15 protein-coding genes are annotated in these 25,372 nt (G+C 23.5%); all 15 read left to right on the top strand.

Features of this window, described 5'->3' with window-relative positions; all coding sequences use genetic code 11:
- The first annotated feature begins 235 nt into the window (after window positions 1-235).
- The 15 genes from MarbSA_RS01320 (at window position 236) to MarbSA_RS01250 (ending at window position 25,184) form a co-directional block, all read left to right on the top strand.
- Window positions 236-871, top strand: a complete 636-nt coding sequence (locus MarbSA_RS01320; protein WP_042704006.1) for a TMEM175 family protein — start codon at window positions 236-238, stop codon at window positions 869-871.
- 285 nt (window positions 872-1,156) lie between these two features.
- On the top strand, window positions 1,157-1,393 hold the full coding sequence (locus MarbSA_RS01315; protein ID WP_042704005.1) for an LSm family protein: 237 nt from the start codon (window positions 1,157-1,159) through the stop codon (window positions 1,391-1,393).
- Between the two features lie 369 nt (window positions 1,394-1,762).
- Complete coding sequence (locus MarbSA_RS01310) at window positions 1,763-1,951, top strand: 50S ribosomal protein L37e (protein ID WP_225370704.1); 189 nt, start codon at window positions 1,763-1,765, stop codon at window positions 1,949-1,951.
- Window positions 1,952-2,312: 361 nt separating this feature from the next.
- Window positions 2,313-3,728, top strand: coding sequence for a hypothetical protein (locus MarbSA_RS01305; RefSeq protein WP_221061690.1), 1,416 nt, complete (start codon window positions 2,313-2,315; stop codon window positions 3,726-3,728).
- A gap of 578 nt (window positions 3,729-4,306) precedes the next feature.
- Entirely contained in the window at window positions 4,307-5,764 is a 1,458-nt protein-coding gene (gene purF, locus MarbSA_RS01300; protein ID WP_432420126.1) for an amidophosphoribosyltransferase, read from the top strand.
- Between the two features lie 545 nt (window positions 5,765-6,309).
- Window positions 6,310-7,218, top strand: coding sequence for a CBS domain-containing protein (locus tag MarbSA_RS01295; protein WP_042704002.1), 909 nt, complete (start codon window positions 6,310-6,312; stop codon window positions 7,216-7,218).
- 190 nt (window positions 7,219-7,408) lie between these two features.
- Window positions 7,409-7,648 (top strand): hypothetical protein, encoded by a 240-nt coding sequence (locus MarbSA_RS01290; protein WP_054835858.1) that lies wholly within the window; start codon window positions 7,409-7,411, stop codon window positions 7,646-7,648.
- A 428-nt stretch (window positions 7,649-8,076) separates the two neighbouring features.
- Entirely contained in the window at window positions 8,077-8,568 is a 492-nt protein-coding gene (locus MarbSA_RS01285) for a YfcE family phosphodiesterase (RefSeq protein WP_054834916.1), read from the top strand.
- 667 nt (window positions 8,569-9,235) lie between these two features.
- Window positions 9,236-10,012 (top strand): 4'-phosphopantetheinyl transferase family protein, encoded by a 777-nt coding sequence (locus tag MarbSA_RS01280; protein ID WP_221061688.1) that lies wholly within the window; start codon window positions 9,236-9,238, stop codon window positions 10,010-10,012.
- A 4-nt stretch (window positions 10,013-10,016) separates the two neighbouring features.
- Window positions 10,017-18,284 (top strand): non-ribosomal peptide synthetase, encoded by an 8,268-nt coding sequence (locus tag MarbSA_RS01275; protein ID WP_221061687.1) that lies wholly within the window; start codon window positions 10,017-10,019, stop codon window positions 18,282-18,284.
- Between the two features lie 84 nt (window positions 18,285-18,368).
- Complete coding sequence (locus MarbSA_RS01270) at window positions 18,369-20,111, top strand: MATE family efflux transporter (protein WP_054834908.1); 1,743 nt, start codon at window positions 18,369-18,371, stop codon at window positions 20,109-20,111.
- A gap of 252 nt (window positions 20,112-20,363) precedes the next feature.
- A complete protein-coding gene (locus MarbSA_RS01265) occupies window positions 20,364-20,663 on the top strand; it encodes an STAS domain-containing protein (RefSeq protein WP_054835604.1) in 300 nt (99 codons plus the stop codon).
- Between the two features lie 278 nt (window positions 20,664-20,941).
- Window positions 20,942-21,358, top strand: a complete 417-nt coding sequence (locus tag MarbSA_RS01260) for an ATP-binding protein (protein WP_054835605.1) — start codon at window positions 20,942-20,944, stop codon at window positions 21,356-21,358.
- Window positions 21,359-21,440: 82 nt separating this feature from the next.
- Window positions 21,441-23,330 (top strand): SpoIIE family protein phosphatase, encoded by a 1,890-nt coding sequence (locus MarbSA_RS01255; protein ID WP_221061686.1) that lies wholly within the window; start codon window positions 21,441-21,443, stop codon window positions 23,328-23,330.
- Window positions 23,331-24,212: 882 nt separating this feature from the next.
- Window positions 24,213-25,184 (top strand): deoxyhypusine synthase, encoded by a 972-nt coding sequence (locus tag MarbSA_RS01250; RefSeq protein WP_221061685.1) that lies wholly within the window; start codon window positions 24,213-24,215, stop codon window positions 25,182-25,184.
- The last annotated feature ends 188 nt before the right edge of the window (window positions 25,185-25,372 follow it).

Genomic DNA, 25,372 nt, shown 5'->3' with positions numbered 1-25,372 from the left:
ATTTTTAATTATTATATTTATTAAATTTTTAAATTATTATCTTTATTAAAATATTTTATTTATAAAATTTTTTATTTATTATTATATTTATCACTAATTTATTTATCATTAATTTATTATATATTTATTATATATTTATCATTATATTTACATTAATTATATTTATTTAAAAGAGGATTTTATTATTGTAACTTATCTTTATTTTAATTTATAAAAAAATTATATGAGTGAAATTATGAAAACTATTTTTGAGAAAACTGATGAAGGAGATTTTGTATCTACAGCTAGTGCTGAAGCTATTACAGATGGAATTTTTGCTGTTGCTATGACAATTTTAGTTTTAGCTATTCATGTTCCACTTAAAAATGAATTGATTTCAATGCTTCAATTGAATTCATATTTACAGGGATTTACGATTGATTTATTTTTATTTATTCTTTGTTTTTTAATTTTAGGATCTATTTGGATTGAGATAAGATTTTTACTTCATAATTTAGAGAAGATGGATAAAATATTCATGTGGTTGACATTATTAATTTTAATGTTTGTTGTTTTAGTTCCTGTTACATATCCTTTGATCAGTGACTTTGGATCAGAATTTGCAATTTTTAGATATTTATTTCATATAAATTTATTATTTATTGGTATCTTATTATTATCTCAGTATATTTATGCAGATAAAAAAGGATTTTTAAGTGATTTTGAAGATTATAATTATAAAAAGAGAACTGCACTTCTTTTCCCATTAATCGCATTTATGGCTTTGATTCTATCCTATTTTTTCTCATCTGGTAGTAGTATTATTTACTTTTTGCTATTTATCGATAATTTTATAGTTAAAATTCCAGAGTATATTAAATCTGATAAATAATAGGATATTAACTAATTAATTATTCTAAAAAGACTATATTTATATAATCAAAATCTTTATATATAACTTAACAACAAATAACAATTATATTAAATAATTAAGAATAAAAGAATTATCTATAAAGCTTTTTTGGAGATTGATATTTAATAGAATTAAAAATATTCAATTATATTCTATAAATATGGATACTATCAAAATTAGATGATTTTATAGCTATTTAATAGTTAAATTTAAATATAAATTAAATTATAATTAATATGGTATAATATTTAATAGGTGATTAACGTGAGCGGACAACAAGGTTATGTTCAAAGACCACTTGATGCATTAGGAAAAGCAACCAACTCTCCAGTTTTAATAAAACTAAAAGGAGATAGAGAATTCAGAGGAATACTAAAAAGTTTCGACTTACATATGAACTTAGTTCTTAATGATGCTGAAGAGCTAGAAAAAGGAGAAGTTACAAGAAGACTTGGAACTGTTCTTATTAGAGGGGATAATATAGTTTATATTTCACCTTAGTTTTTCTATTGCTATATAGGTATTATTAGTAACATATAATTATATAAGATCGTCTTTATATTATCGCATTATTATACATGAACATTTATATACAACTTTAATCAAATTTTATAATGATAAAAAGTTTATATAATTTTCAATTGTTTATATAAGTATTTTATATTTTAGAATTATATTAGCTTGAGCTATGCTATATCTTACATTAGTAAGCTACTTTAATTATTTTAAATAAATTTATTTAGTTTTAGCTTTAAGTTAATGAATTTATAGTTTTTCTATAAATATCTAATTCTATCTTATTTTGATTATCAAGTATATCATTAAGCATATAATATAATCAGTGTAATTAATTTAAATAAGGAGGAGATAATAATGAAAGGAACACCTTCAATGGGTAAAAAGAATAAAAAGACCCATATACGTTGTAGAAGATGTGGAAGAAATGCTTACCATGTCCGTAAAAAAGTTTGTGCTTCTTGTGGATTTGGAAAATCTAAAAGAATCAGAAGTTACAGCTGGCAAAATAAAAAATCAATAACTGGTCAAAGATTAAGATAATCTAGTTATTTTTAATTTATTTTTATTTATATTCTTTAATATTTATTTTTTATAATATTATCATTTTAGATATTATCATTTTTTTTATAATGTTTTTATTGTTTAATTTTTATTGTTTAGTTTTTTTATTTATTGGTATTTTTATTCTTTAATTATTTTAAAAATCTTAATATTTTAATTTTTAATAAAAAACCTATTTATATTATAAAAAATAATATTTAAATAGGTATACTAATGATTTAAATACTTATATTAATTATCTAAGTAGTATATTCATATAATTAAAAATATTATAATTAGGAATATTATAATTAAGAATATCATAATTAAGAACAATATAATTAAAAGTATGGTGGATTAAATGGATTTTAATAATGAAGATAATATTAATCATATAATCCAAACTATTAATAATGAAGATATTGAATCTAAAGACTATGATTCATTAATTATTAACTCTAAAAATTCTAATTTTAAGGTTAATAATAAATTTTCTGATTTTAGTATAAACGATAAAAATTCCAATGATACTAGGAATATTTCCCAAATTAACAATCAGAAAATTGATGAAAATGATAATCAAAAACCAGTTGATGTTAGAATTATTGTAGATGGACCTGAGGATTCAGAATTCCTATCAAAGGCTATAAAAAATATAAATTTATTCAATGATTTTAATATTATCATTTCTTCTATTATCACCACACAAAATGTTGAAATAGCTAAAAATGCTGTTTTAGGTGCAGATATTATTCTTATAGCTACTCATTCTGATGAAAATGGAAAAAATTCATTTTCAAATTTTTATCATGCTTTAAAAAATGATTTTAACTATGTTGAATATTTAAGTTTTCCAAAAGCTAGAGATATTGAGATAACTGATATAAAAAATGTTGAAAATGAGATTAAAAATTCAATTATTAGAGCAGGACTTGCTTCTATTTTTGATATAACTAATATTAATCAGGTTAGATCAGAACTTCTTAAGTTAGGCATTGAATTTGATAAATCAAAAGATGAAAATGATAAGGTATCTCTTGAAAATGATATGCTTGTTAAAGAGATTAATCAGCTTAAAAATGAAAATTTTGAATTGAATAATGAGATTAAAGATCTAAATGACCATATTGATGAAATTAAACTTGATTTCACTGATTTTAAATCTAGATATTCTAATATTCATACTAAAGATTTGTTAGAAGTTTTCCCAATTACAGAATTGTGGGTTGATGTTTTTAATGTTACTTTAACTGATGATGAAGTTGAAAAAGTGGTTATAGCTACTAATAAATTTAATCCTGAAAATATAATTGTTGGTCAGGGATATATTGGAGCTATTTCTAAGGAAGATGCAATTGATTGGCTTAAAATTGTTAAAACTGCATTAATATTTGTTGAAAATGATAATGATGAACTTCAAAGAGAAATTATAAAGTATTATAAAAAGAATAATGAGGGTACTGGTTATCATCAGAATAATCTTAATTCAAACAACTTTAAAAATAAGTATGATGATAATAAGTATAATGATGATAGCTATGATGATAATAAGTATAATGATGATAGCTATGAAGAGGACAAATACGAGGATAATATAAATAATGAAAATAAATATGATGAAGTTCTTGATGAAAATAGATATAAAGAAAGTAGTTATGATGATAGATATAAAAATAGTAATATGAAAGATAAAAATAATAATCAATATGATAATGCTGATGAGAATGATGATACTGATTATAATATAACTGACCAGTTTCAGAATTTTTGGGATTAATATTTTTATTTTTTATTTTCTCTTTATTTTCAATTTTAACAGCTTTTATAACTTTTAACCTATTTTTTAAGTTTCTATTTGCTTTTTAGGTTTGTGTCTATTGTTTGTCATATTAAAATTATTATATGTAAATGTTGAATATTCTATATAAATGATAACTAAATTAAATAACTTTAATTGAATAATATTAAAAATATTTATATTAGAAAAATGAAAATATTATATTATAATAATTTTTATAATATTACTTATATTATAAAATATTACTTTTATTATAATATTACTTTTATTATAATAATCTTTATTATGATATTTTTTATATTATAGTATTTTTAATTATAATAATTTTGATATGTTTTATAATAATATATTTTATAATAATTTTTATAATTATTTTTATAATTATTTTTATAATTATATTTATAATGTTTTTATTAATTGATATTTTTTATTAATTAATAATTTTCATTAATTTATTAGATAATAACTAAATAATTATTAATAAAATAATAATTAAATAATTAATAGTTAAATAATAATTGAATAATCAGACAATTAAATAATCATATAATTATTAAATAATCTACGGAGATTGTGATTTGAAAGATAAATGTGGTATTGTGGGTATCCACTCTAAAAATTCTTCTATAGATGTTTCATCTTCTATTTATTATGGTTTGCATGCACTACAGCATAGAGGTCAAGAATCTGCTGGAATGGCGACTTTTAATAGTGATAATATTAATGAAGGCACTTATGGTGATAAAAATGGTTTAAGCCATCACTGTGGTATGGGTCTTTTGATTGATGCTTTTAAAGGTGACATTATTAATGAATTAAATGGTGAAGTTGGTATTGGTCATGTAAGATATTCTACTACTGGTCAATCAAAATTTGAAAATTCTCAACCATTTGTGACTACTTTTAATGATTTTAGTATTGCTATAGCTCATAATGGAGATATAATCAATTCTGGTAGGCTAAGAAGAGAATTAATGGCTGAAGGTGTTGAGTTTACTTCGGATACTGATTCTGAAATTTTATGTCATCTTATTAAGAGGGAGTTTTTAAAAACTTCTGATATGATTGAAACCTTAGAAAATGTATCTAATATAATTATGGGTTCTTATTCTCTTGTTATTTTAGTTAATGGTGATCTTTATGCTATTCGTGATCCTGCTGCTATGAAACCATTAGCTATTGCTGAAAAAGATGATACTTTCATTGTAGCTTCTGAAACTGTTGCTTTTGATGTTATTGGGGCTAAATTTATACGTGATTTTAAGCCTGGAGAAATTATTTATTTTAAAGATAATAAGATTAATTCTCATATAATTTCTAAAGCTGATAAAACTAAAAATTCTCATTGTATGTTTGAGTATGTTTATTTTGCAAGACCTGATAGTACTATCGATGGAAAGAATGTTTATCAAGTTAGACTCAATATTGGTCGTGCATTGTTTGATAAATTTCCAATTGATGCTGATGTTGTAATGCCTGTTCCTGATTCTTCTATTCCTGCAGCTATTGGATATTCTAGAGCTTCTGGAATTCCTTATGGTGAGGGTCTTATTAAAAATAGATATGTTGGTAGAACTTTCATTATGCCTACTCAGGAAGAAAGAGAGTTAGCTGTTAAATTAAAGATGAATCCATTGGTTTCTGAACTTAAAGGTAAAAAAATTGTTCTTGTTGATGATAGTATTGTTCGTGGAACTACTTCTGAATCTTTAATAGAGATTATAAGAGAAGCTGGTGCAAAAGAAATTCATTTAATGATTGGTTGCCCGCCTGTTATAGCTCCTTGTTATTATGGTGTAGCAATGGCATCTAAAGATGAATTGATTGCAGCTAATAATTCTGTTGAGGAGATTAAGGAAAAACTGGGTGTTGATTCTTTGGGTTATATTTCTATTGAGGACCTTGTTGATTCAATTGGAATTCCGGCAGAAGAACTTTGCTTAGGCTGTATAAATGAGGAGTATCCTACTGAAATCCCTAGTGATTTAGAAGTAGAGAGTTATTATAAATTTTAGACTTTATATTTATTTAATTTTATTATTCTATTTTTATTAATTTTATTCAATTTTATTAATTTATTTATATTTTTATCTTTATTTTATTCTATTCTATTTTTATTAATTTTATTTAATTTTATTAATTTATTCATATTTTTATCTTTTATTTCTATTTTATTAGATTTTTATTCATATTTTCATTTTTATTTATTTGAATTTTATTTTCATAAGCTTCATTTTTATAATTTTTCATAATTTATTTTATTTTTATTAGATTTTTAAAGTTATTACTTTATTTTTGTAGTTATTATTTTATTTACTATTTATTATTGTAATTATATTCCTATTTAATACAATTTTTTCTTTATAAAAACAATAGCTATTTATATAACTAAGTTATATATTTTATAATTAATATTAATGATAAACTCATTTATATACTCAAATATTTATTATTTAAAAATATTTTGTTAGGTAGGGTATTTTTATATTAGAATATTTGTTATATTTGTATATTAAACAGAAAATCCTTTTAGAAATAAAATGGAATAGTTGGTGGCAAAATGCTTACATCTGTACAAAAAGAGATCCTTCAAACACTAATCAACTTGTATCAAACTTCCGATGGAAAATCTATAAAAGGTGAAGATATAGCTGAGGTTATGAATAGAAATCCTGGGACTATACGTAATCAAATGCAATCTTTAAGGAGTTTGAGCCTGGTTAAGGGAGTTCCTGGTCCTCGTGGAGGATATAAACCTACTATTGAAGCTTATCATACTTTAAATATTTCGGTGACTGATAATGAATCTAATGTTCCAATGTTTAAGGAAGGAAATCCTATTGAAGGAGTTTCAGTAGCTAAAATTGAATTTACTAGTATTCCAAATCCTGGGGAATGTGAAGCAGCTATAAAAGTTTTAGGCAGTATTAAAGATTTAAATCTAGGAGATACTGTTCGTATTGGTCCAACTCCTGTTAATAATTTGGGGATTATTGGGGAAATCGTTGGTAGAGATGATATGGATAATATACTTCTTTTAGATACAACTACTATTAGAAGCATTCCTAAAAAAGTTGTTAAAGAGATTGCATCATTAGATTTAGTCTTTTTAAATCCTGATGATACTATTAAAGAGGCATCTATACTTCTATCTGAAAAAGTTATTGATGGAGCTCCTGTAATTGAAAATAATAATATTATTGGAATTTTAACATTAAGCGATATTGTGTGGGCATTAGCTCAATCTAAAGAGTCTTTAACTGTTAAAGATATTATGCAAAAAGATGTTGTTACTATTAATCAAAATTTAAAGGTAGCTAATGCTGTTGAAACTATGTATAATAAAAATATTGGTAGGTTAATTTTAATAGATGATGATGGGATTCCAGTTGGTATTGTTACAAAAACTGATGTTGTAAATTCAATTACTAACTTAGAAGATTTTCCATTGATTAAGTTAAACAAGTAATTAAATTTTAATACTAAATCATTTTCAAATTAATACTGAATCATTTTTAAAATTATATTATTGAAAAGGGGCATGTCTATTTTTTTATAGGTAAACTTATTGATTTTTATAATGTTTATCTACCCTAAAAATTGATTTTTTTATAAGATATTTAATATTATTGTTATAATTATTATTTTTGGTGGTTAAAATGGATATTAATAATGAAGTAATTAAAATTCTTCAAAATAATAATATAAAGCCTATTTTATCAGGAGATCCAAGATTTCTTGCTACAATTAGAATTTATGAAGACGAAAACATTGAAAAAGTTTTAAGTGAATTAAAAACTCTTTTTGAAAATTTTGAAAACTATTCAATATGTTCTTCTTATATTGATCCTTGTTGTGCTCCCTCATTTGAAGAAATAAGATTTAAAATTACTTTATAATCAGATTCTATTCATAGAATATTTATAATTACATATTTATAGAATATTATTAACTAATAAATTAACTATTTAATTTAATATTTTAACTATTTAATCTAATATTGTACTTATTTATTTTTATTATATTTTTAATTATTTAATCTAGTATTGTACTTATTTGTTTTATTATATTTTTAATTATTTAATCTAGTATTGTACTTGTTTATTTTTATTATATTTTTAATTATTTAATTAAAAATTAATCTATTATTACTCTTTTCCTCTGACTATTTGAATTAATATTATAAAATTTATTATTAATATTAGTATCTATGAGATTATTATTTATAGTATTAACAACTTAAATAAAATCATGAAAATAGAAGTGAGTTTTCTCTACTTAATATTGTAATAAAATGAATATTATAATAAAAAGGATTGATTAGTTTATGATAATTGGGTTGATTTCAGATACATTTATTCCAGATAAAATAAGTAAATTGCCGTTAGAAGTATTAAATATTTTTGAAGGTGTGGATCTTATTATACATGCTGGGAATTTAGCTTCTATAGATGTTAAAAAAGATTTAGAAAAGATTGCTCCAGTTTTAGCTGTTCAAGGAGATAGAGACAGAGAATATGGTTTAAATCTTCCAAAAACTATTATAAGAAGTGTTGATGGGTTTAAAATTGGTGTGAATCATGGTGAAATTCACCCAAAAGGAGATACACAGCAATTATATTATTTAGCAGAAGAACTTGGTGTAGATGTTTTAATAAGTGGACATACTCATCAACCATTAATTGAGAGAATTGATAATATTCTTCTTTTAAACCCTGGAAGTCCTACTGCGCCAATTTTCAGTACTCCTACTGTAATGATATTAAAATTAGAAAACAATGAATTAGATGTTGAAGTAAAAAAAATCACATCTGAATAAGAAGTTATAGAAAGTTTTATCTATTATAAATTAATAAACATTTTCATTAGCTGTTAAAAATATTGAATGGTCTTTATTTTTTCATTTTTTCCTGATTTATATGGATATAATTCAATAAATAAATATATATCAAAAATATATATCAAAAATACATATTAAAAATATATATTAAAAATAGGTTAAAATTTAAAGTACAAACTATATTTTATAAGCTAAAAATCACATTATACTGTTTTTGCCTATTTTTTATTATTATATAAAAAAATTTATGTGATAAAATCTAATTTTATTGATGCTAATCATATAAAAAGCAAGTTTTAATTATTAAATTATCTTTAGAAAATATTATAATGTTTTTAGGTGATATATATTAACATGAAAATTATTTTATAATTATTAATTTAATAATTATTTATATTCATTTAATAATTGTTTATTTAATAATTATTTAATTTTATAATTTTTATATATTAATTATTAAAATTTTTATATTAATCATTAAATAAATTTAGCTATTATTAAATCTAATCATTTTAATTGAATACTTATGGAATATAATTATTAGCTATTTACATTATATTAATTTAGATTATTTAATTTACATTGTATTGATTTATTATATTATAATATACAAATTTTAAAAGGATAAATGATGTTTTTATATTATATGAATGTTTCAGATCTAAATTTTGAAGATTTAAAAAATTTTGTATCTGAAGATAGGCTGAAATATTCAAAAAAGTATTTTAATCAAAAAGACAGAATTTTGTCTATTAGTGGAGAAGTGTTATTAAGGTATATTTTAAGAAAAATAGAAATTTATAATCCTATTATTGTTAATGATTATTATGGTAAACCTTTTTTAAAAAATTTCCCTAATATTCATTTTAATATTTCTCATTGTGAAAAGTATGTCTTTTGCGGAGTATCAAATTATCCTATAGGTGTTGATATTGAATGTATCCATGATATAGATTTAAATATCGCTAAAACTCAATTTCATCCAAAAGAATATGAATATATAAATAATAGTAATGATAAAATAGAATCTTTTTTTGATATATGGGTTTTAAAAGAAAGTTATCTTAAGATGAAAGGAATAGGACTTAACTTAGGTTTAAAATCATTTTATATTAACATTGATGAAGATAAAGATAATATTATGTTATCGAAGTTTTACAATGATTATTTAAATAATCTAGAAGGAAATAATAAGTCTTCAAATAAAACTAAGGGTTTTTCTAAGAAAACTAATAATAAAATAAAAATTTTCAATGAATTACAAAATAGTGATAAAATAGAATCTAGAGATGAGATAATATTTAAATCATGGAATATTTTAGATTCTAAAGAGAATATTTATAAATTAGGAGTATGTTCATTAGAAAAAATAGATGAATTAAATTCAATTGACTTTAAGGAAATTTATAAACATTTGGGGTAGTATAATGCAGTTTTTTAATCTATCAAATGCTCAAAAAAGAACTATAGTAACTGAAATTGGAGAATCAGGAAATGATTCTTATGTTCTCTCATTTAAATACAAATTTCCTGTTGAAGATGAAAAATATGTGAAAATAGCCTTATCAGACATAATAAGAAAAAAATTCAACTTAAGAATTAAAAAAGATAATCAAATGGAATTTTCTCAATATTTCTCACAATTAGATCCAAAGATTGATAATCAATTATTTTATTATTATGATATGTCCATTGAAAAAGAAGATGAGATTAAGGAGTTTATATACCAATTTACAAAAACTGGGTTTGATGAAATCTTTGATTCTCCTCTCTATAGATTTGTTGTATTGAAAACTAGAAAAAATATCATTGTTTTAGGAAACGTACATCATATTTTAATGGATGGTACATCTATAAACATTCTTATAAAAAATCTTAAAAGCTATGTTAATAATTTAAAAAACAACCAATCTTATGAATTAACTTCTCCTTCTTATGAAAAGTATGTTAAGAAAGAAGAAAAATATCTATCTACTAAAAAATCTAAAGAAGATGAAAAGTATTGGGTTGATAGTCTAAAAAACTATTCTAGTAATTATTTTACATTAGATAATCTTAATGTTTCAAAACACGAGATATTATTAGAAGAAAACACTATAAAAAAATTAAAAGAAATATCCATAATAGAAAATGATAATATTTCTCCTTTTTTATTAGCATTATCTATATTATCTTTATATTTTTTTAAAAGTTCAAAATCAAAAGATTTAGTTTGGAATACTCCTTATCATGGTAGGGATTTTGGAGAAGATACACATAATATGTTAGGTATGTTTGTAAATATGATGCCTTTAAGATTAAAATATAAAGGTGAACTAACATTTAAAGATTATTTACTTTATGTAAAATCTGTTTTAAAAAAAGGTTTGTCTCATGGAAAATTGTCTTTTAACCTTTATACTCAAAAACTGCAAAAAATAGGAATTAATCCTGCTATGTTATCAATGTATTCCATTGTTTCAAATTCTTCTGATTCAGGAGTAGAATATATTTGGGAAAATGAAGAAAGCGAATTTCCATTACATATTCGAGTTAATTCATCTCTTAATGATAAAAATGGTTTACAATCTTTGTTTTTAGAATTTAATAAAGGATGTTATTCTCATAAAGCAATTATAGATATTTTAAATGGTATTAAAGAATTAATAAATGAAATTGCAGATAATCCTAATGAAAAATGTGGTAACTTTAAAGTTTTACAAAGCAGATTTTTCAGAGCAGAGAAATATTTTAAAAATATTGTTAAGAAATCTGATGGTGAAACATTTATTTCGCCTGATATCCAGATTAGAAAAGAAAATAAAGATATTAAAGAAAAAGAAATATCAATAAATAAAAATCTTATAAAAAACTTTTCTAAAAAGATAAAAATTTCTCCAAACGCCTTATTTTTAACTTCTACATTACTTACATTAAATAGATTTGTTTTTAATAAAAATATTTTAATTTCTAGAACTACAGAATCTAATGGGAAAATAATAGATTATCCTTTTGGTTTATTTATGGAAAGTGATAAAACTGTTAAAGAAATGTTAATTGAAGTTGAAGATGAACTGATTAAAAGTGAAGAATATAAATTCTTTCCATATGATAAAATATCAGGAGATAATATAGTTTTCCCAGATTTCAAGTATTATTTTGAAAATAAAGAGTATAGCTCTAAACATGATTACTTAGAGAATAGTAATGAAGTTAATAGTACTGAAGTTAATTTTAATGAAGTTAATAGTGATGAAGTTAATTTTAATGAAATTAATGATAAAATTAATAACTCTTCTAATAAAGCATATTTAATTATTAAATCAATAGATAATGATGAATACAAAGTCTCATTATATTATAACGCTGTGATTTACACAGAAAAACTAATGGAAACATTTATAAAAAGTATTGAGATTGTTTTAAAGAAATTTATCAATGATCAAAATGAAAAAATAGGTAATATATCTATTTTATCAGATAAAGACATAGAAAAAGAGAATAAAAGGCAGGAAGATTTTGAAGAAAATATTGTTGATGAACCATTATTGAATAAAGCTTTTGAAAATACTGTTAAGAATAATAATGATAAAATTGCACTCATTGCTTCTGATGGTGAATTTACATATGATGAATTAAATAAAAAAGCTAATCGCATAGCTAATGCATTGATAAAAAGGGGAGTTGGAATAGAAGATAAAATAATGTTCATGATGAATAGAGATAGTGATTTAATAGCTACTGTAATAGGTATTGTAAAGTCAGGAGCTACTTTTATTCCTATAGATCCAGAATATCCTAAAGATAGAATAGAAAATATTTTAGATGATAGTACTTCTAAATACATTGTAACTAATCAAAATACTAGTAAAGAAAATAAAAAAGAAAATAATAAACAAAATAATAAACAAAATAATAATAAATATTTAAAAAATCAAATTAGTATAAATGAACTTTTAAAAGAAACTGATGAGAGAAATCCAAACCCTAATATTAATGAAAACAATTTAGCTTATATCATATATACTTCAGGATCAACAGGGATTCCTAAGGGGGTAATGTTAACACATAAAGGTATTACAAATTATATATCAAACGATCCTCAAAATATTCCTATAAATTCTCTTTCTAATAAATCAACAAAATTTTTATCCTTAACTACTGTATCATTCATTGTATTTTTAAGAGAAATATTTGCAACAATGATCAATGGAGTTTCTGTGGTTTTTGCAAATGAAGAAGAATCTATTAATCCATTAAAACTTATTGAATTGATTAACAATACAAATCCTGATGCTTTTGGATCTACACCTTCTAGAATGTTACAATATCTCGAGCTTGAAAAAATAAGAAATGTAATGAAAAATTTCAAAGTGATTATAGTTGGTGGGGAGATGTTCCCATCAAAACTGTATAATACTCTTAAAAATTGTGCTGGTGCTGAAATATACAACTCATATGGGCCAACTGAGATTACAATTGCATCACATGGAAAATTGATGGAGAACGAGAATGTTTCTGAAGGAAAAACTCTTTTAAATGTCATTGATAGTATTAGAGATATTGATGGTAATCCTTTACCTCCAGGAGTTGTTGGAGAAGTTTATATTGGAGGTTCTGGAGTTGCAAGGGGATATTTAAATAATAAAAAGTTAACTGAAGAAAAATTCTTAGAAATTTCTGAAACTTCATACTATAAAACTGGAGATTTGGGTAAAAAAGATGAATTTGGAGAGTTATATGTTTCAGGAAGGGTAGATAGTCAAGTTAAAGTTAGAGGACTTAGAATTGAGGTTGGAGAGATAGAGTCAGTTATATCTAAAAATTCTAATATAAATTCTTTAGTAGTATGTGTTAAAGATGTAGATTCTGAAGAACATCTATGTGCATATTATACAAGTAAAAAAGAAATAGATATAAATGAATTAAGAGATATTACTGTAGATAAATTGCCAAAATATATGGTGCCATCCTATTTTATTCAATTAGAAAACTTTCCAATGACTCCAAATGGTAAAATAGATATTAGAAATTTACCCTTACCAGAAGAATCTGATTATGGTGTTGAAAATTTTGTAAATCCAGAAAATGAATTGGAAGAATCTATTTTTAATATTTGTTCAAATATAATGGGAAAAGCTAATTTTGGTGTTACAAATGATTTGTTTCAGATTGGTTTTACTTCTCTTTCTATTATTAAATTAATATCTAAAATTTCTGATGATTATGGAGTTGAACTTAATTTAGTAAGTATAATGAGAGAAGGAACAATTAGAAAAATATCTCAAGAAATTTTAAAAGCATCTCCTAGTGAAGAACTAATTTTTAAAGATGATAAAATATATTCTTTAACTCAAAATCAGCTAGGTGTCTATTTTGATTGCATTAAAAATCAGGATACTCTAATTTATAATATGCCAAAATGTATTCGTTTAAATAAAAATAAGGATCTATTTGATTTATCTAATATTAATACTTCTAATATTAATACTAATGATTCATATATAAATGCTTCAAAACTAAAAAATGTGATTTTAAAAGCTATTGAGAAACACTCCTTTATGAAAACTCACCTTTATCTTAATAATGGAAAAATATACCAAAGAAAGAATGATAATTTAAAAGTTGATATTGAGATTCATAAAGGAACTGTAGATAAAAAGATTAAAAAGAATTTTATAAAACCATTTGATTTATTTAAAGGTCCTTTATTTAGATTTGAAATATATGAGGATGAGAATGAAGTTTTTTTACTTTGGGATTGTCATCATATAATTTCTGATGGATTTTCAACAATAATTTTCCTTAAAGATTTAGCTAAATTATATGAAGGAAAGAACGTTGAAATAGAAAAATATACTGGATTTGATTTGGCTTTAGAAGAATCTGAAATTGAAAAATCAGATTTATATAATGAAGCAGAAAATTATTTTGATAATAGAATGTGTGATTTTGAGGGTGAAACAGGACTTACACCAGATATTAATGGAAAAGAAAATGATGGTTTATTGAAAGAAAAATCTTTTAGTTTAAATAAAGATAGGGTTGAAACATTTTGTAAAAATAATTCAATTACCCCTAACATCTTTTTCATGGGAGTTATATTATTTAGTTTAAGTAAACATTCTTATAACAAAGATATTTTGATTTCTACTATTTCGAATGGTAGAAGTAAGATAAAATATCAAAAAACATTTGCTATGATGGTTAGAACATTAGCAATAGTATCTAATATTGATAGTGAAAAAACTGTAATTGAATTCATGAAAATTCTCGAAGATGAGTTTTTAAATACTATAAATTATGAATCATATCCATTTACAAAGATTTCGGATAAATATGGAATATATCCAGATATATTTTATGCATATCAAGCAGGACTAGTTGAAAATATAAACATTAATGGCTATGGAATGGGTTTAGAGATATTAGACATAGAAAAACCTAAATTTAAATTATCAATTATAATTGAAGATAAATTTAATGAAGATAATCTCAATGAAGATCAATTTAGGATAGTTTCAAAATACAATAATGCATTGTATAGTGAAGATCTTATAAATGGATTTAATAAGGGTTTATCTATTATTATAAAAAAATTTATTGAAAATCCTAATAGTTATCTTAAAAATATATCTATTTTATCTGAAAAAGAACAGATATACATAGAAAATGAAGAGAAGAGTTTTAAATTAAAACCTGTAAAAGAACAGCTATTAAATATAATTTTCCAAAATATAGTTGAGGAAAATAAGGATAAGATAGCCTTAATTGCTGAAGATGGAGAATTAAGCTATGATGAATTAAATAAGAAATCTAATAGAATAGCCAATGCTTTAATAAAATTAGGTGTTAAAGCTGAAGATAAAATAATGTTTATGCTAAAAAGAGATAGTAATTTAATAGCTACTATACTAGGAATAATTAAATCGGGTGCAGGATTTATACCTATAGACCCAGAATATCCTGAGGATAGGATAAAACATGTTTTAAATGATAGTGAATCAAAATATATTATAACCAAAGAAGATTTACCAAATAAGTTAAATATCGATGATCTTTTAAAAGAAACTAATGAAAGAAATCCAAATCCTATTTTAACTCCAAAAAACTTAGCTTATAGTATTTATACTTCTGGTTCTACAGGAAAACCAAAAGGAGTAATTTTAACCCATGAAAACATAGCTAATTATATATTTCCTAATAAAGAAAATTGTTTTGTCTATTCCTTAAATAAAATGTCCAATCGAATGCTTTCTATAACTACTGTTGCTTTCGATGTATTTTTACATGAAGTTTTTGTAACTTTAATGAATGGATTGACCTTAGTTTTTGCTAATGATGAAGAGTCTAAAAATCCTTTAGAACTTGCTAAACTATTTGAAAAAACTGGAGCTGATTCTTTTAGTGCAACACCTTCTAGGATGCTACAATATTTAGAGTTTGATAGGATTAAAAAGTCAATTTCCCAGTGTAAAATTATAAGTCTTGCTGGTGAAAATTATCCTTTAAATTTACATAAAATAATCAAAAAGTATAGTGATGCAGAAATATACAATGTTTATGGGCCAACTGAAACAACTATTTCTTGTAATACAAAATGTGTTGATAATGAGGATATTACTGTTGGAAAACCACTATTTAATGTTATAGAATCTGTTATGGATATAGATGGAAATCCATTACCTCCAGGAATTGTTGGAGAGTTATATGTAGGTGGTGCTGGAGTAGCTAGAGGTTATTGGAATAGAAAAGAATTAACCGATGAGAAGTTTATATATAGAAATAATATTCGATATTATAGAACAGGAGACTTTGCAAAGAAAAAGGATAATGGAGAATATTATATTTTAGGACGAATGGATAATCAAATAAAACTTAGAGGACTTAGGATTGAAATTGGTGAGATAGAAAATGTTATATCAGATTATGAAGGAGTAAAACGAGTCATTGTTTTAGTTAAAAAAATCCAATCTCAAGAACATTTATGTGCATACTTTACTAGTGATAAACCTATTGATGTTAAAAGCTTAAAATCTCATTTGAAAAATAAATTAACACCTTATATGATTCCAAATATATATATGGAGCTAGATGAATTTCCACAAACTCCTAATGGAAAAATAGACACAAAATCTCTTCCAGAACCATTATTAAAAGAAAAAAAATATGTTGCTGCAAAAAATAAAGATGAAAAATTCTTTGCTGATGTTTTTGCAAATGTATTAGAGATAAATAAAGTAGGAGCAACAGATAGTTTCTTTGATTTAGGTGGAACTTCTCTTTTAGCAACAAAAGTCATGGTTGAATCAGTAAATGCAGGTTATAACATATCTTATGGGGATATATTCACATACCAAACACCAGAGAATATTGCTAGAGTATTATTAGAAAAAGAAAAAACTTTAAATCAACCAAAGAATTTACTACAGGTGGAAACAGAAGATCCGTTAGTAAACAAGCAAAAAAGATCCCAATCATTTAATAAACAAAGGATTGATCTAAATATTGAAAGTATTGATAACCTTGATTCAGATTTTAACAAATATTCAACTAAAAGATTCAATGATATCTTAAAAAAACAAAACCTAGAACAGTTTAAAACACAATCTAAACAAGATTTAGGAAATGTATTACTAACTGGAACAACTGGATTTTTGGGTATGCATTTATTACATGAATTTATAAAAAATGAAAATGGAAAGATATATTGTATGCTTAGAAAAGGAAGACATACAGATGTTGAAAAAAGATTAAAGTCATTATTATTTTATTATTTTGATACTAGTTATGATGAATTGTTTAATTCAAAGATTCATGTTATTGAAGGAGATGTTACAAATATTGATGATTTTAAAAAAGCATCTTCATTTTCAATCGATACTGTTTTAAATAGTGCTGCTAATGTTAAACATTATGCTTCTGGAACACAAATTGAAGATGTTAATGTAGGAGGAGTAAAAAACGCTGTTAAATTTTCAAAAGAGAATAATTGTAATTTAGTACATATATCAACAGCAAGTGTTGCTGGAGAAAGTGTAAATAATATTCCTCCTAATGATATATATTTTGAAGAGGATATGTTATATATTGGGCAAAATTTAGAACATAAATATATTAATAGTAAATTTAAAGCAGAAACTATTATTTTAGATACTGTATTAACTGGTGAGATAAATGCTAAAATTATGCGTCTTGGTAATCTTATGGCTAGAGAACAAGATCAAGAATTCCAAATTAATTTTGATACAAATGCATTTATCAATCGTTTGAAATCTTATAGTATAATTAAAAGAATTCCTTATAATATGATGAATTTAAGAGTAGATATTACTGCAATTGATAGTACTGCAAAAGCTATCATGCTTCTTTCAAAAACTCCTAAAGAATATTTAGTTTTCCACCCATTTAATAATCATTATATCTATATTTCTGACATTATATCAATCATGAATAAACTTGGACTTAATATTAAAGGATCTAATCAAAAAGAGTTTAATGAAGCTCTTCAAGAAACAATGAAGGATGAATCTAATGCAATTAAAATTTCTGGTTTTATAGCATCTATGAATAAAGGAGAAAATAGAAGTTTTATATCCTCTAAAAATGATTATACAATGGAAATACTTTATCATTTAGGGTTTAAATGGCCATTAATTACTAATGAATATCTATCAACATTTATAAAATACTTAATTGACTTAGATTTTTTTTGATTAATAATAATAAATTAATATAAAGGTTTATAACTGAAAAAATGTAATCTATTTATAAAATTAATATTATAATAAGGTGGATTAATGTTTGAAAGAAACTACAATATAATATCAGCAAAATATAAGAAATTTTTATTACCCACCGTAATTTTATCAATGGCTATGTATATGAGTGTTATCATAGATGGAATAATCGTTGGTAACTTAATTGGACCTAATGCTCTTGCAGCTATTGCATTACTCATACCAATAACTGGTCTTTTTAGTACTATATACTGGACTTTTGGTATTGGAGGCTCAGTACTATCAGCAATAGCAAAAGCTGAGAGAAATGAGATGAAATCTAGAATATATTTCTCATTATCTATTATTTCTTTATTGGTTATTGGTCTAGTAATAGCTATTCTTGGTTTTTTTTATATTGGTGAAATATCTAAGGTTTTTTCAAATAGTGAAGTTCTTCTTCCATTTGTAATAGATTATGGACGCATATTATTTATGGGCGCTCCTTTATTATTCATTGCTTTAGGAATTAGTTATTTTATGCGAGCAGAGGATAAGCCTCATCTTGCTACTGCTGTTTTAATATCTTCTAATTTTGTAAATATAATTATGGATATTGTATATATTAAATTTTTTAATTTAGGGATTGGTGGTGCTGCTCTAGCTACAGTAACTGGATATTTAGTTGGAATGATATTTATTGTTAAATATTTAATATCAAATGATAGAGAAACTAGATTTACAAACATATTTAAATCTAAAATAAAAAATCTAAAAGAAATAATTTTTTCAGGATTTCCTCCAGCATCAGGGCAACTATTTATTTTATTAAAAACATTTTTCATCAATATAATTATATTATCTACAATTGGGGAAGCTGGAACTGTTGCATTTGCTATATGCTTTGATTGTTTAATTATAGCATCTATACCTATTATTGGTGTTTGCCAAACAATGTCTCCTATTGTTTCTGTTTTTTATAGTGAAAAAGACTTTAGTGGTGTGAAATTTGTAATGAGGAAATCATTTAAAATAGCTATATTTTCATGTATTTTATTGACAATATTTCTTATATTATTCCCTAACATCATTCTAGACATATTTGGAGTTACTGGAATAAATAATATTATTGTTGGAGAAGAAGCAATCAGGATATTTTCATTGAGTTTTATTGGAACAAGTATAACCTTCTTAATGTTATTTTATACCCAAGCTATTCAGAAAAAACTCATCTCTTTCATAATTTCAATATCCCAGGGTTTATTAATTTTAGTTCCTTCAGCATACATTCTTTCACATTTAATTGGAGGATCAGGAATATGGATTTCTTTTTTAATAGCTGAAATAGGAACTATAATTATAATTTATTTAATTACGATTATAATATCAAAAAAATCAAAAGGAAAATATTCTGGAATTTTGATGCTTCCAAAAAGCAAGGAAGGGTCTGTATTGGATGTAACCATTAAATCTTCTGTTGATGATGCAGTTGGGCTTTCAGAAAAATTAATTAAATTTGCAGAAGAAAATGGTGTTGATAAAAAAACATCTATATATGTTGGAATTGCAATTGAAGAGATGGTAGTTAATACAATAAAGTATAATTCGGATAGTATTGATTATATTGATGTTTTATCAGAGATAGATGAAAATGAAATAAGGATCTCTTTTAAAGATTCTGGAATTGAATATGACCCAACAAAAGATGTTGTAACTGAAGAAAGTGATTTTGAAAATATTCATGTTCTTAAAAAAATAGCTGATAAAATCAGTTATGCTAGACTTATTGGATTAAATAGTACAATAATAACTATAAAACGATAAAATTTAAATCATGAAAATAAATTATGAAATTAAAATTATGAAAATGATATAAAATTATGAAAATGAGAATTATATAATATAAAAAATATAATAATACTAATAAATAATATATTACTAATAAAGAATATAGTAGTAATAAAGGATGTATATTACTAATAAATAATACATTATAGTAATAAATGATCTATATTACTAATAAATGATGCATTGTAGTAATAAATGATAAGCAATAAAAAATTAAGAGATGGTCTAATGATTATAGATAAAAAATTTGATGGAAATTGTTTGAGGATAATGTTAAAAGGTAGGTTAGATACGAATAGTGCTCCAATCTTAGAGGAAAGTCTAACTGACAATTTTCAGAATATTAATAGCTTAATCCTTGATTTTGAAGAATTGATGTATATTTCAAGTGCAGGACTTCGTGTTATCATATTAATACATAAAAAGATACCTAATGATTGTGAAATGTCAATAGAAAATGTTAATGATATAATAATGGAAGTATTCGATACAACAGGGTTTAGCAATGTTTTAAGCATTAATCAATAATATAAATTAGTATAGATGAACTTAATCAATAATATAGGGTATATATGAAAAAATAATGTATTATTTTTATTAACTAGATAATATTAACTAGATAATATTAACTAGATAATATTAACTAGATAATATTAACTAGATAATATTAACTGGATAATATTAAATTTATTAGTTGATAATATTAGTTTTACTAAATTGATAGTCTATTATTTTATTATTGAGGATCTATTGTTTTTATTGAGGATAAAAACATTAAATAATACAATTAAATAAAGGGTTAAAAAATGAAACAAATTATAGTTTGCAATAATAAACAGCAATTATATGATGTTTTGGATTTTGTTAAAAAAGATTTAGATCCCTATAAAGTTTCAAAAAAATTTCAATTTCAATTAGAGCTTTCTATTGAAGAAATATTCGTAAATATAGTTAATCATGCTTATGAAATACATGATAATGAAAAAAAGATCTTAATTAATTCTTACATTGAAACAGATCCTTTAAAAATTGTTTTAGAATTTTTAGATGAAGGTAATCCTTATAATCCATTAAAAAATAATGATCCTGATATATCACTTCCTTTAGAAGAAAGGACTATTGGTGGTCTAGGAATATACCTTGCAAAAAGAAATGTTGATAGTATTGAGTATAAATACAAAGATAAAAAGAATATCCTCACAATTAAGAAAAATCTTGAATAGTACTTGATTAAGGAAAAACGGAGGAGTAACTATAGAATTAGAAACCAAAAACTTAGATAGTGTAAAATCAAAATTAATAGTTTTGATTTTTTGCTCTTTAATTTATATATTAATCGCAGTTCCTTTCCGTTACTTTTTTCCAATATTGTATGTATCAGAACTTAGACCAGCTAGTGCACTACCTCCAGTATTTGGTATGCTGTTTGGTCCTTGGGGAGCTTTAGGTGCAGCTATAGGTAATATGGTTGCAGATATAATTGCAGGTTATCCTCCAGAAATATATATTTTAGGATTCATTGCACAGTTTTTTTATGGTTATATTTCTTATAAACTATGGTATGGTTTAAAAATTACAGATAAAATTACTCCACCAAGAATAAATAATGTTAAAAGCTTAATAAAATTCATTATAGTAATTCTCATAGCAAGTACTGTTATGTCAATATTACTAGGATTATTATTAGAATCTCTAAATATTGCAAATATTGCTTCTCCAAGTACTTTAATGTTTGAATTTAATAATTTTGATTTTTCAATGATATTGGGAGTTTTAATAATTAACTTAGCTAATTTTTATAATATTAAAATGTATAAACCAAAAAAATCTAAGAAAAGCTATTTTTCTCCAAAATTATCTGATATTTCACTGATTTTAGCTACTATAATAGGAATTAGTTATGCTATATATTCTTTATTTATGCCTCCTATTTCAAACAATTATATTATTACTCTAATTGTTTATATCTTAGTTTTCATATATTTACTAAGGCCGATTACTGAAAAAATAGAAGATAAGATTTCTTTTATTAAAATTTCATTAACAGAAAAGATAATATCCTTTTTTTTAATAATAGGGGCTATTATGGCTATTCTTACGGGAATTGTAGCTTTTTATACAGATCCTACATCGATTTCAAATACTTCTGAATTTTGGGGAATAATTTATATTAATATATCAGTTGTATTAATTATATTCTACATAATGTCAGTTCTATTTTTATGGTATATAGAGAAAAATATCACAACCCCTATAGAATCTATATCAGAAATTACTGATGATTATACGAATGATGATGATAATATTGAGAATAGTGAAAAAATAATCTCTGAGATTAAAAACTTTACTGAAGACAAAGGTGAAATAGGAATATTAGCTAACTCTCTTGAAAAAATGATTATAAATTTAGAAAATTATATGGAAAAGTTAAGAAAAGTCACATCAGAAAAGGAAAGAATCAACACAGAATTAGACATAGCTAAAAAGATTCAAGAGTCTATATTACCAAATAAATTTCCTGCATTTCCTAATAAAGTAGAATTTGATGTGTATGCTATGTCTAAATCTGCTGAAAAAGTAGGGGGAGATTTTTATGATTTTTTCTTAATTGATGAAAACCATCTAGCAATTGTAATAGCTGATGTTTCTGATAAAGGAATTCCTGCTGCATTATTTATGATGATTGCTAAAACATTAATTAAAAGTAATCTTTTAAACGAAAATACTCCAGATGAGGCATTTTTCAATGCTAACAATCAATTATGTGAAGATAATGATCAAAATATGTTTGTAACAGCATGGATGGGTGTTTTAGAAATAGATACTGGTAAATTTACTTTTGTGAATGCAGGACACAATCCTCCAATATTAAAAGATAATGAAAAATCTGTTTGGCTTAAATCTAGTCCCGGATTTGTTTTAGGTGGTATAAAAGACATAAAATATCTCCAAAATAAGATTACTTTAAAACCAGGGGATCGGCTATTATTATATACTGATGGTGTTACTGAAGCTATTAATAACAAAGAAGAATTTTTTGGAGAAAAACGTTTAATTGAAACTTTTGATAAAAAGGGAGATTCTCAAATTAAAGAAGTTCTTGATTCAATTAAGGATGATATAGACTTGTTTGCTGGAGATATAGACCAGTTTGATGATATTACTATGTTGATACTAGAGTATAAAAAGGAGTAATTATTTAAGTAAGCTATAGAATATAAATTAAAATTAGTTTTTTTTTTAAATGGAGTGAGATTCAATAAATAAAAATGAATCTCAAAGCCCAACACATATTATTTATATTTAGTATTATATTATTTAAATTTTTTCATTTTTATTACTAATCTATATTATAGTAATATTTATATATTTTATATTGTTTATTTTTTATTGTGGAGTTAAGAGAATAGTATTAAAATGATTTATTATTTTATGGAATATAATTAAAATTAGTATTAGTTATTTTAAAAAAATGGAGTGAGATTCATTTTTATTTAATGAATCTCAAAGCCCAACACCTATTAATTATATTTAATATTATATTATTTAAATTTTTTTATTTTTATTACTAATTTATATTATAGTAATATTTATATATTTTTTATTACATATTTATATTTTGGTATTACTAAGCTCCTAAGTTGTTGATTTTTGGAGAAGTCCGACACCTAATGGCTTCTCTTCTATATAAAAATAAGGGAGGTGGTAGTATGTCTGATAATTTTAAAGCATTTTTACTTGATGTTTTAATTATATTAATTATTTCCATCACCAACCTTCTTATTAAACTATTTAGTTAGATGGAGGTCTTGGAGCTTAGTATACCCTACTTTTCATTCAATTTTTTATTAAATATTAGGTTATTATTGAAATAGTTAACCTATTTTTTATTAAACTATTATTTTTATTAATTATTATTTTTTTACTAATTATTATTTTTAATATTTTTTGTTCTAATTTCTATTATCTATTTTTACTTCTTTATTTTTAACTATAGTTTATAAAAGTAATTTTTATTAATAAGTTCTAACAAAATCTTACTTGTATTATTTTCAAAAAAGAAAAAATAGGCTTATTATGAATGTTAATCAAATGAATATTAATGAAGATATGAAAATTATCGATATTATTGATGAATTTTCTGCATCTGGTGTATTAGGTGCTGGTAGAGTTGGAAGGTCTTGTGAACTTTTAGCTGATATGATTTATCATGATGATATGAAGGTATTTTTAAGTGTAGCTGGACCTCTTGTTCCTGGAGGTCTTCGTAATGTTATCTCTAGTATGATTAAAAGAGGTCATATTGATGTTTTAATAACAAGTGGAGCTAATATAACTCATGATCTTTTAGAGTCTTTTGGTGGGTCCCATTATCGTGAATATGGTTTTGATGATGAAAAATTAAATGAAGCTGGGATGGGTAGAATTGGAGATGTTTACACTAAATCTGATGATTTTGAAGTTTTTGAAAAAGAAATAAGTGTTCTTTTTGATAAAATTACTAAATCCATTGCTCAAAAAAATTTCAACGACCCAAAATCTTGTGATGAACACAATATAATATCTATTAAGGATTTATTGTATGAAATTGGACTTTTGATTGAAGATGAAAATTCTATTCTCAAAATAGCTGCTGAAAATAATGTTCCTATCTTTGCACCTGGATTAATTGATAGTATGTTTGGTTTACAGTTATGGATGTTTACTCAGGAGAATAATCTTATTGTTGATGCTGTTAGAGATATGCATGATCTTTCAGATATTGTTTTTGAATCAGAGCGTGTTGGAGCTATTCTTCTTGGTGGTGGGCTTCCTAAACATTATTGCCTTGCATCTAATCTTTTAAAAGGTGGTGTTGATGCAGCTATCCAAATTACAATGGATCGTAGTGAAACAGGGAGTTTAAGTGGTGCACCACTTGAAGAAGCTAAATCTTGGTCAAAAGCTAAATGTGGTTCAAATCTAACTTCTGTAATTGGAGATGTTACAGTTATATTTCCATTAATCTATGCTGGAGCATTAGATAAGATTAAGAATAAAAAGTACTAAAAATAAAAAATAATAGAACTATATTTTAAGAACTATATTTTATAAAAATTAGGATAATTATAATAATTTGTAAAAATTAGAACAAAAATTATTAAAAATTAAGAACATTAAGAAATTAAAAATAAATATATTTTCTAAAAATTACAAAAAAAATATTAAAATTGATATTAAAAATTAATTATTTATTT

It is taken from the genome of Methanobrevibacter arboriphilus, from assembly GCF_019669925.1.
Lineage (GTDB): Archaea > Methanobacteriota > Methanobacteria > Methanobacteriales > Methanobacteriaceae > Methanobinarius > Methanobinarius arboriphilus_A.
This window is presented reverse-complemented; position numbering and strand designations above follow the sequence as displayed.

Excerpts from the sequence above, each read along its gene's own strand:
- MarbSA_RS01320 (WP_042704006.1), top strand. The coding sequence starts at position 236 with ATGAAAACTATTTTTGAGAAAACTGATGAAGGAGATTTTGTATCTACA.
- MarbSA_RS01305 (WP_221061690.1), top strand. The coding sequence starts at position 2,313 with ATGGATTTTAATAATGAAGATAATATTAATCATATAATCCAAACTATT.
- MarbSA_RS01295 (WP_042704002.1), top strand. The coding sequence starts at position 6,310 with ATGCTTACATCTGTACAAAAAGAGATCCTTCAAACACTAATCAACTTG.
- MarbSA_RS01290 (WP_054835858.1), top strand. The coding sequence starts at position 7,409 with ATGGATATTAATAATGAAGTAATTAAAATTCTTCAAAATAATAATATA.
- MarbSA_RS01285 (WP_054834916.1), top strand. The coding sequence starts at position 8,077 with ATGATAATTGGGTTGATTTCAGATACATTTATTCCAGATAAAATAAGT.
- MarbSA_RS01280 (WP_221061688.1), top strand. The coding sequence starts at position 9,236 with ATGAATGTTTCAGATCTAAATTTTGAAGATTTAAAAAATTTTGTATCT.
- MarbSA_RS01275 (WP_221061687.1), top strand. The coding sequence starts at position 10,017 with ATGCAGTTTTTTAATCTATCAAATGCTCAAAAAAGAACTATAGTAACT.
- MarbSA_RS01270 (WP_054834908.1), top strand. The coding sequence starts at position 18,369 with ATGTTTGAAAGAAACTACAATATAATATCAGCAAAATATAAGAAATTT.
- MarbSA_RS01265 (WP_054835604.1), top strand. The coding sequence starts at position 20,364 with ATGATTATAGATAAAAAATTTGATGGAAATTGTTTGAGGATAATGTTA.
- MarbSA_RS01260 (WP_054835605.1), top strand. The coding sequence starts at position 20,942 with ATGAAACAAATTATAGTTTGCAATAATAAACAGCAATTATATGATGTT.
- MarbSA_RS01250 (WP_221061685.1), top strand. The coding sequence starts at position 24,213 with ATGAATGTTAATCAAATGAATATTAATGAAGATATGAAAATTATCGAT.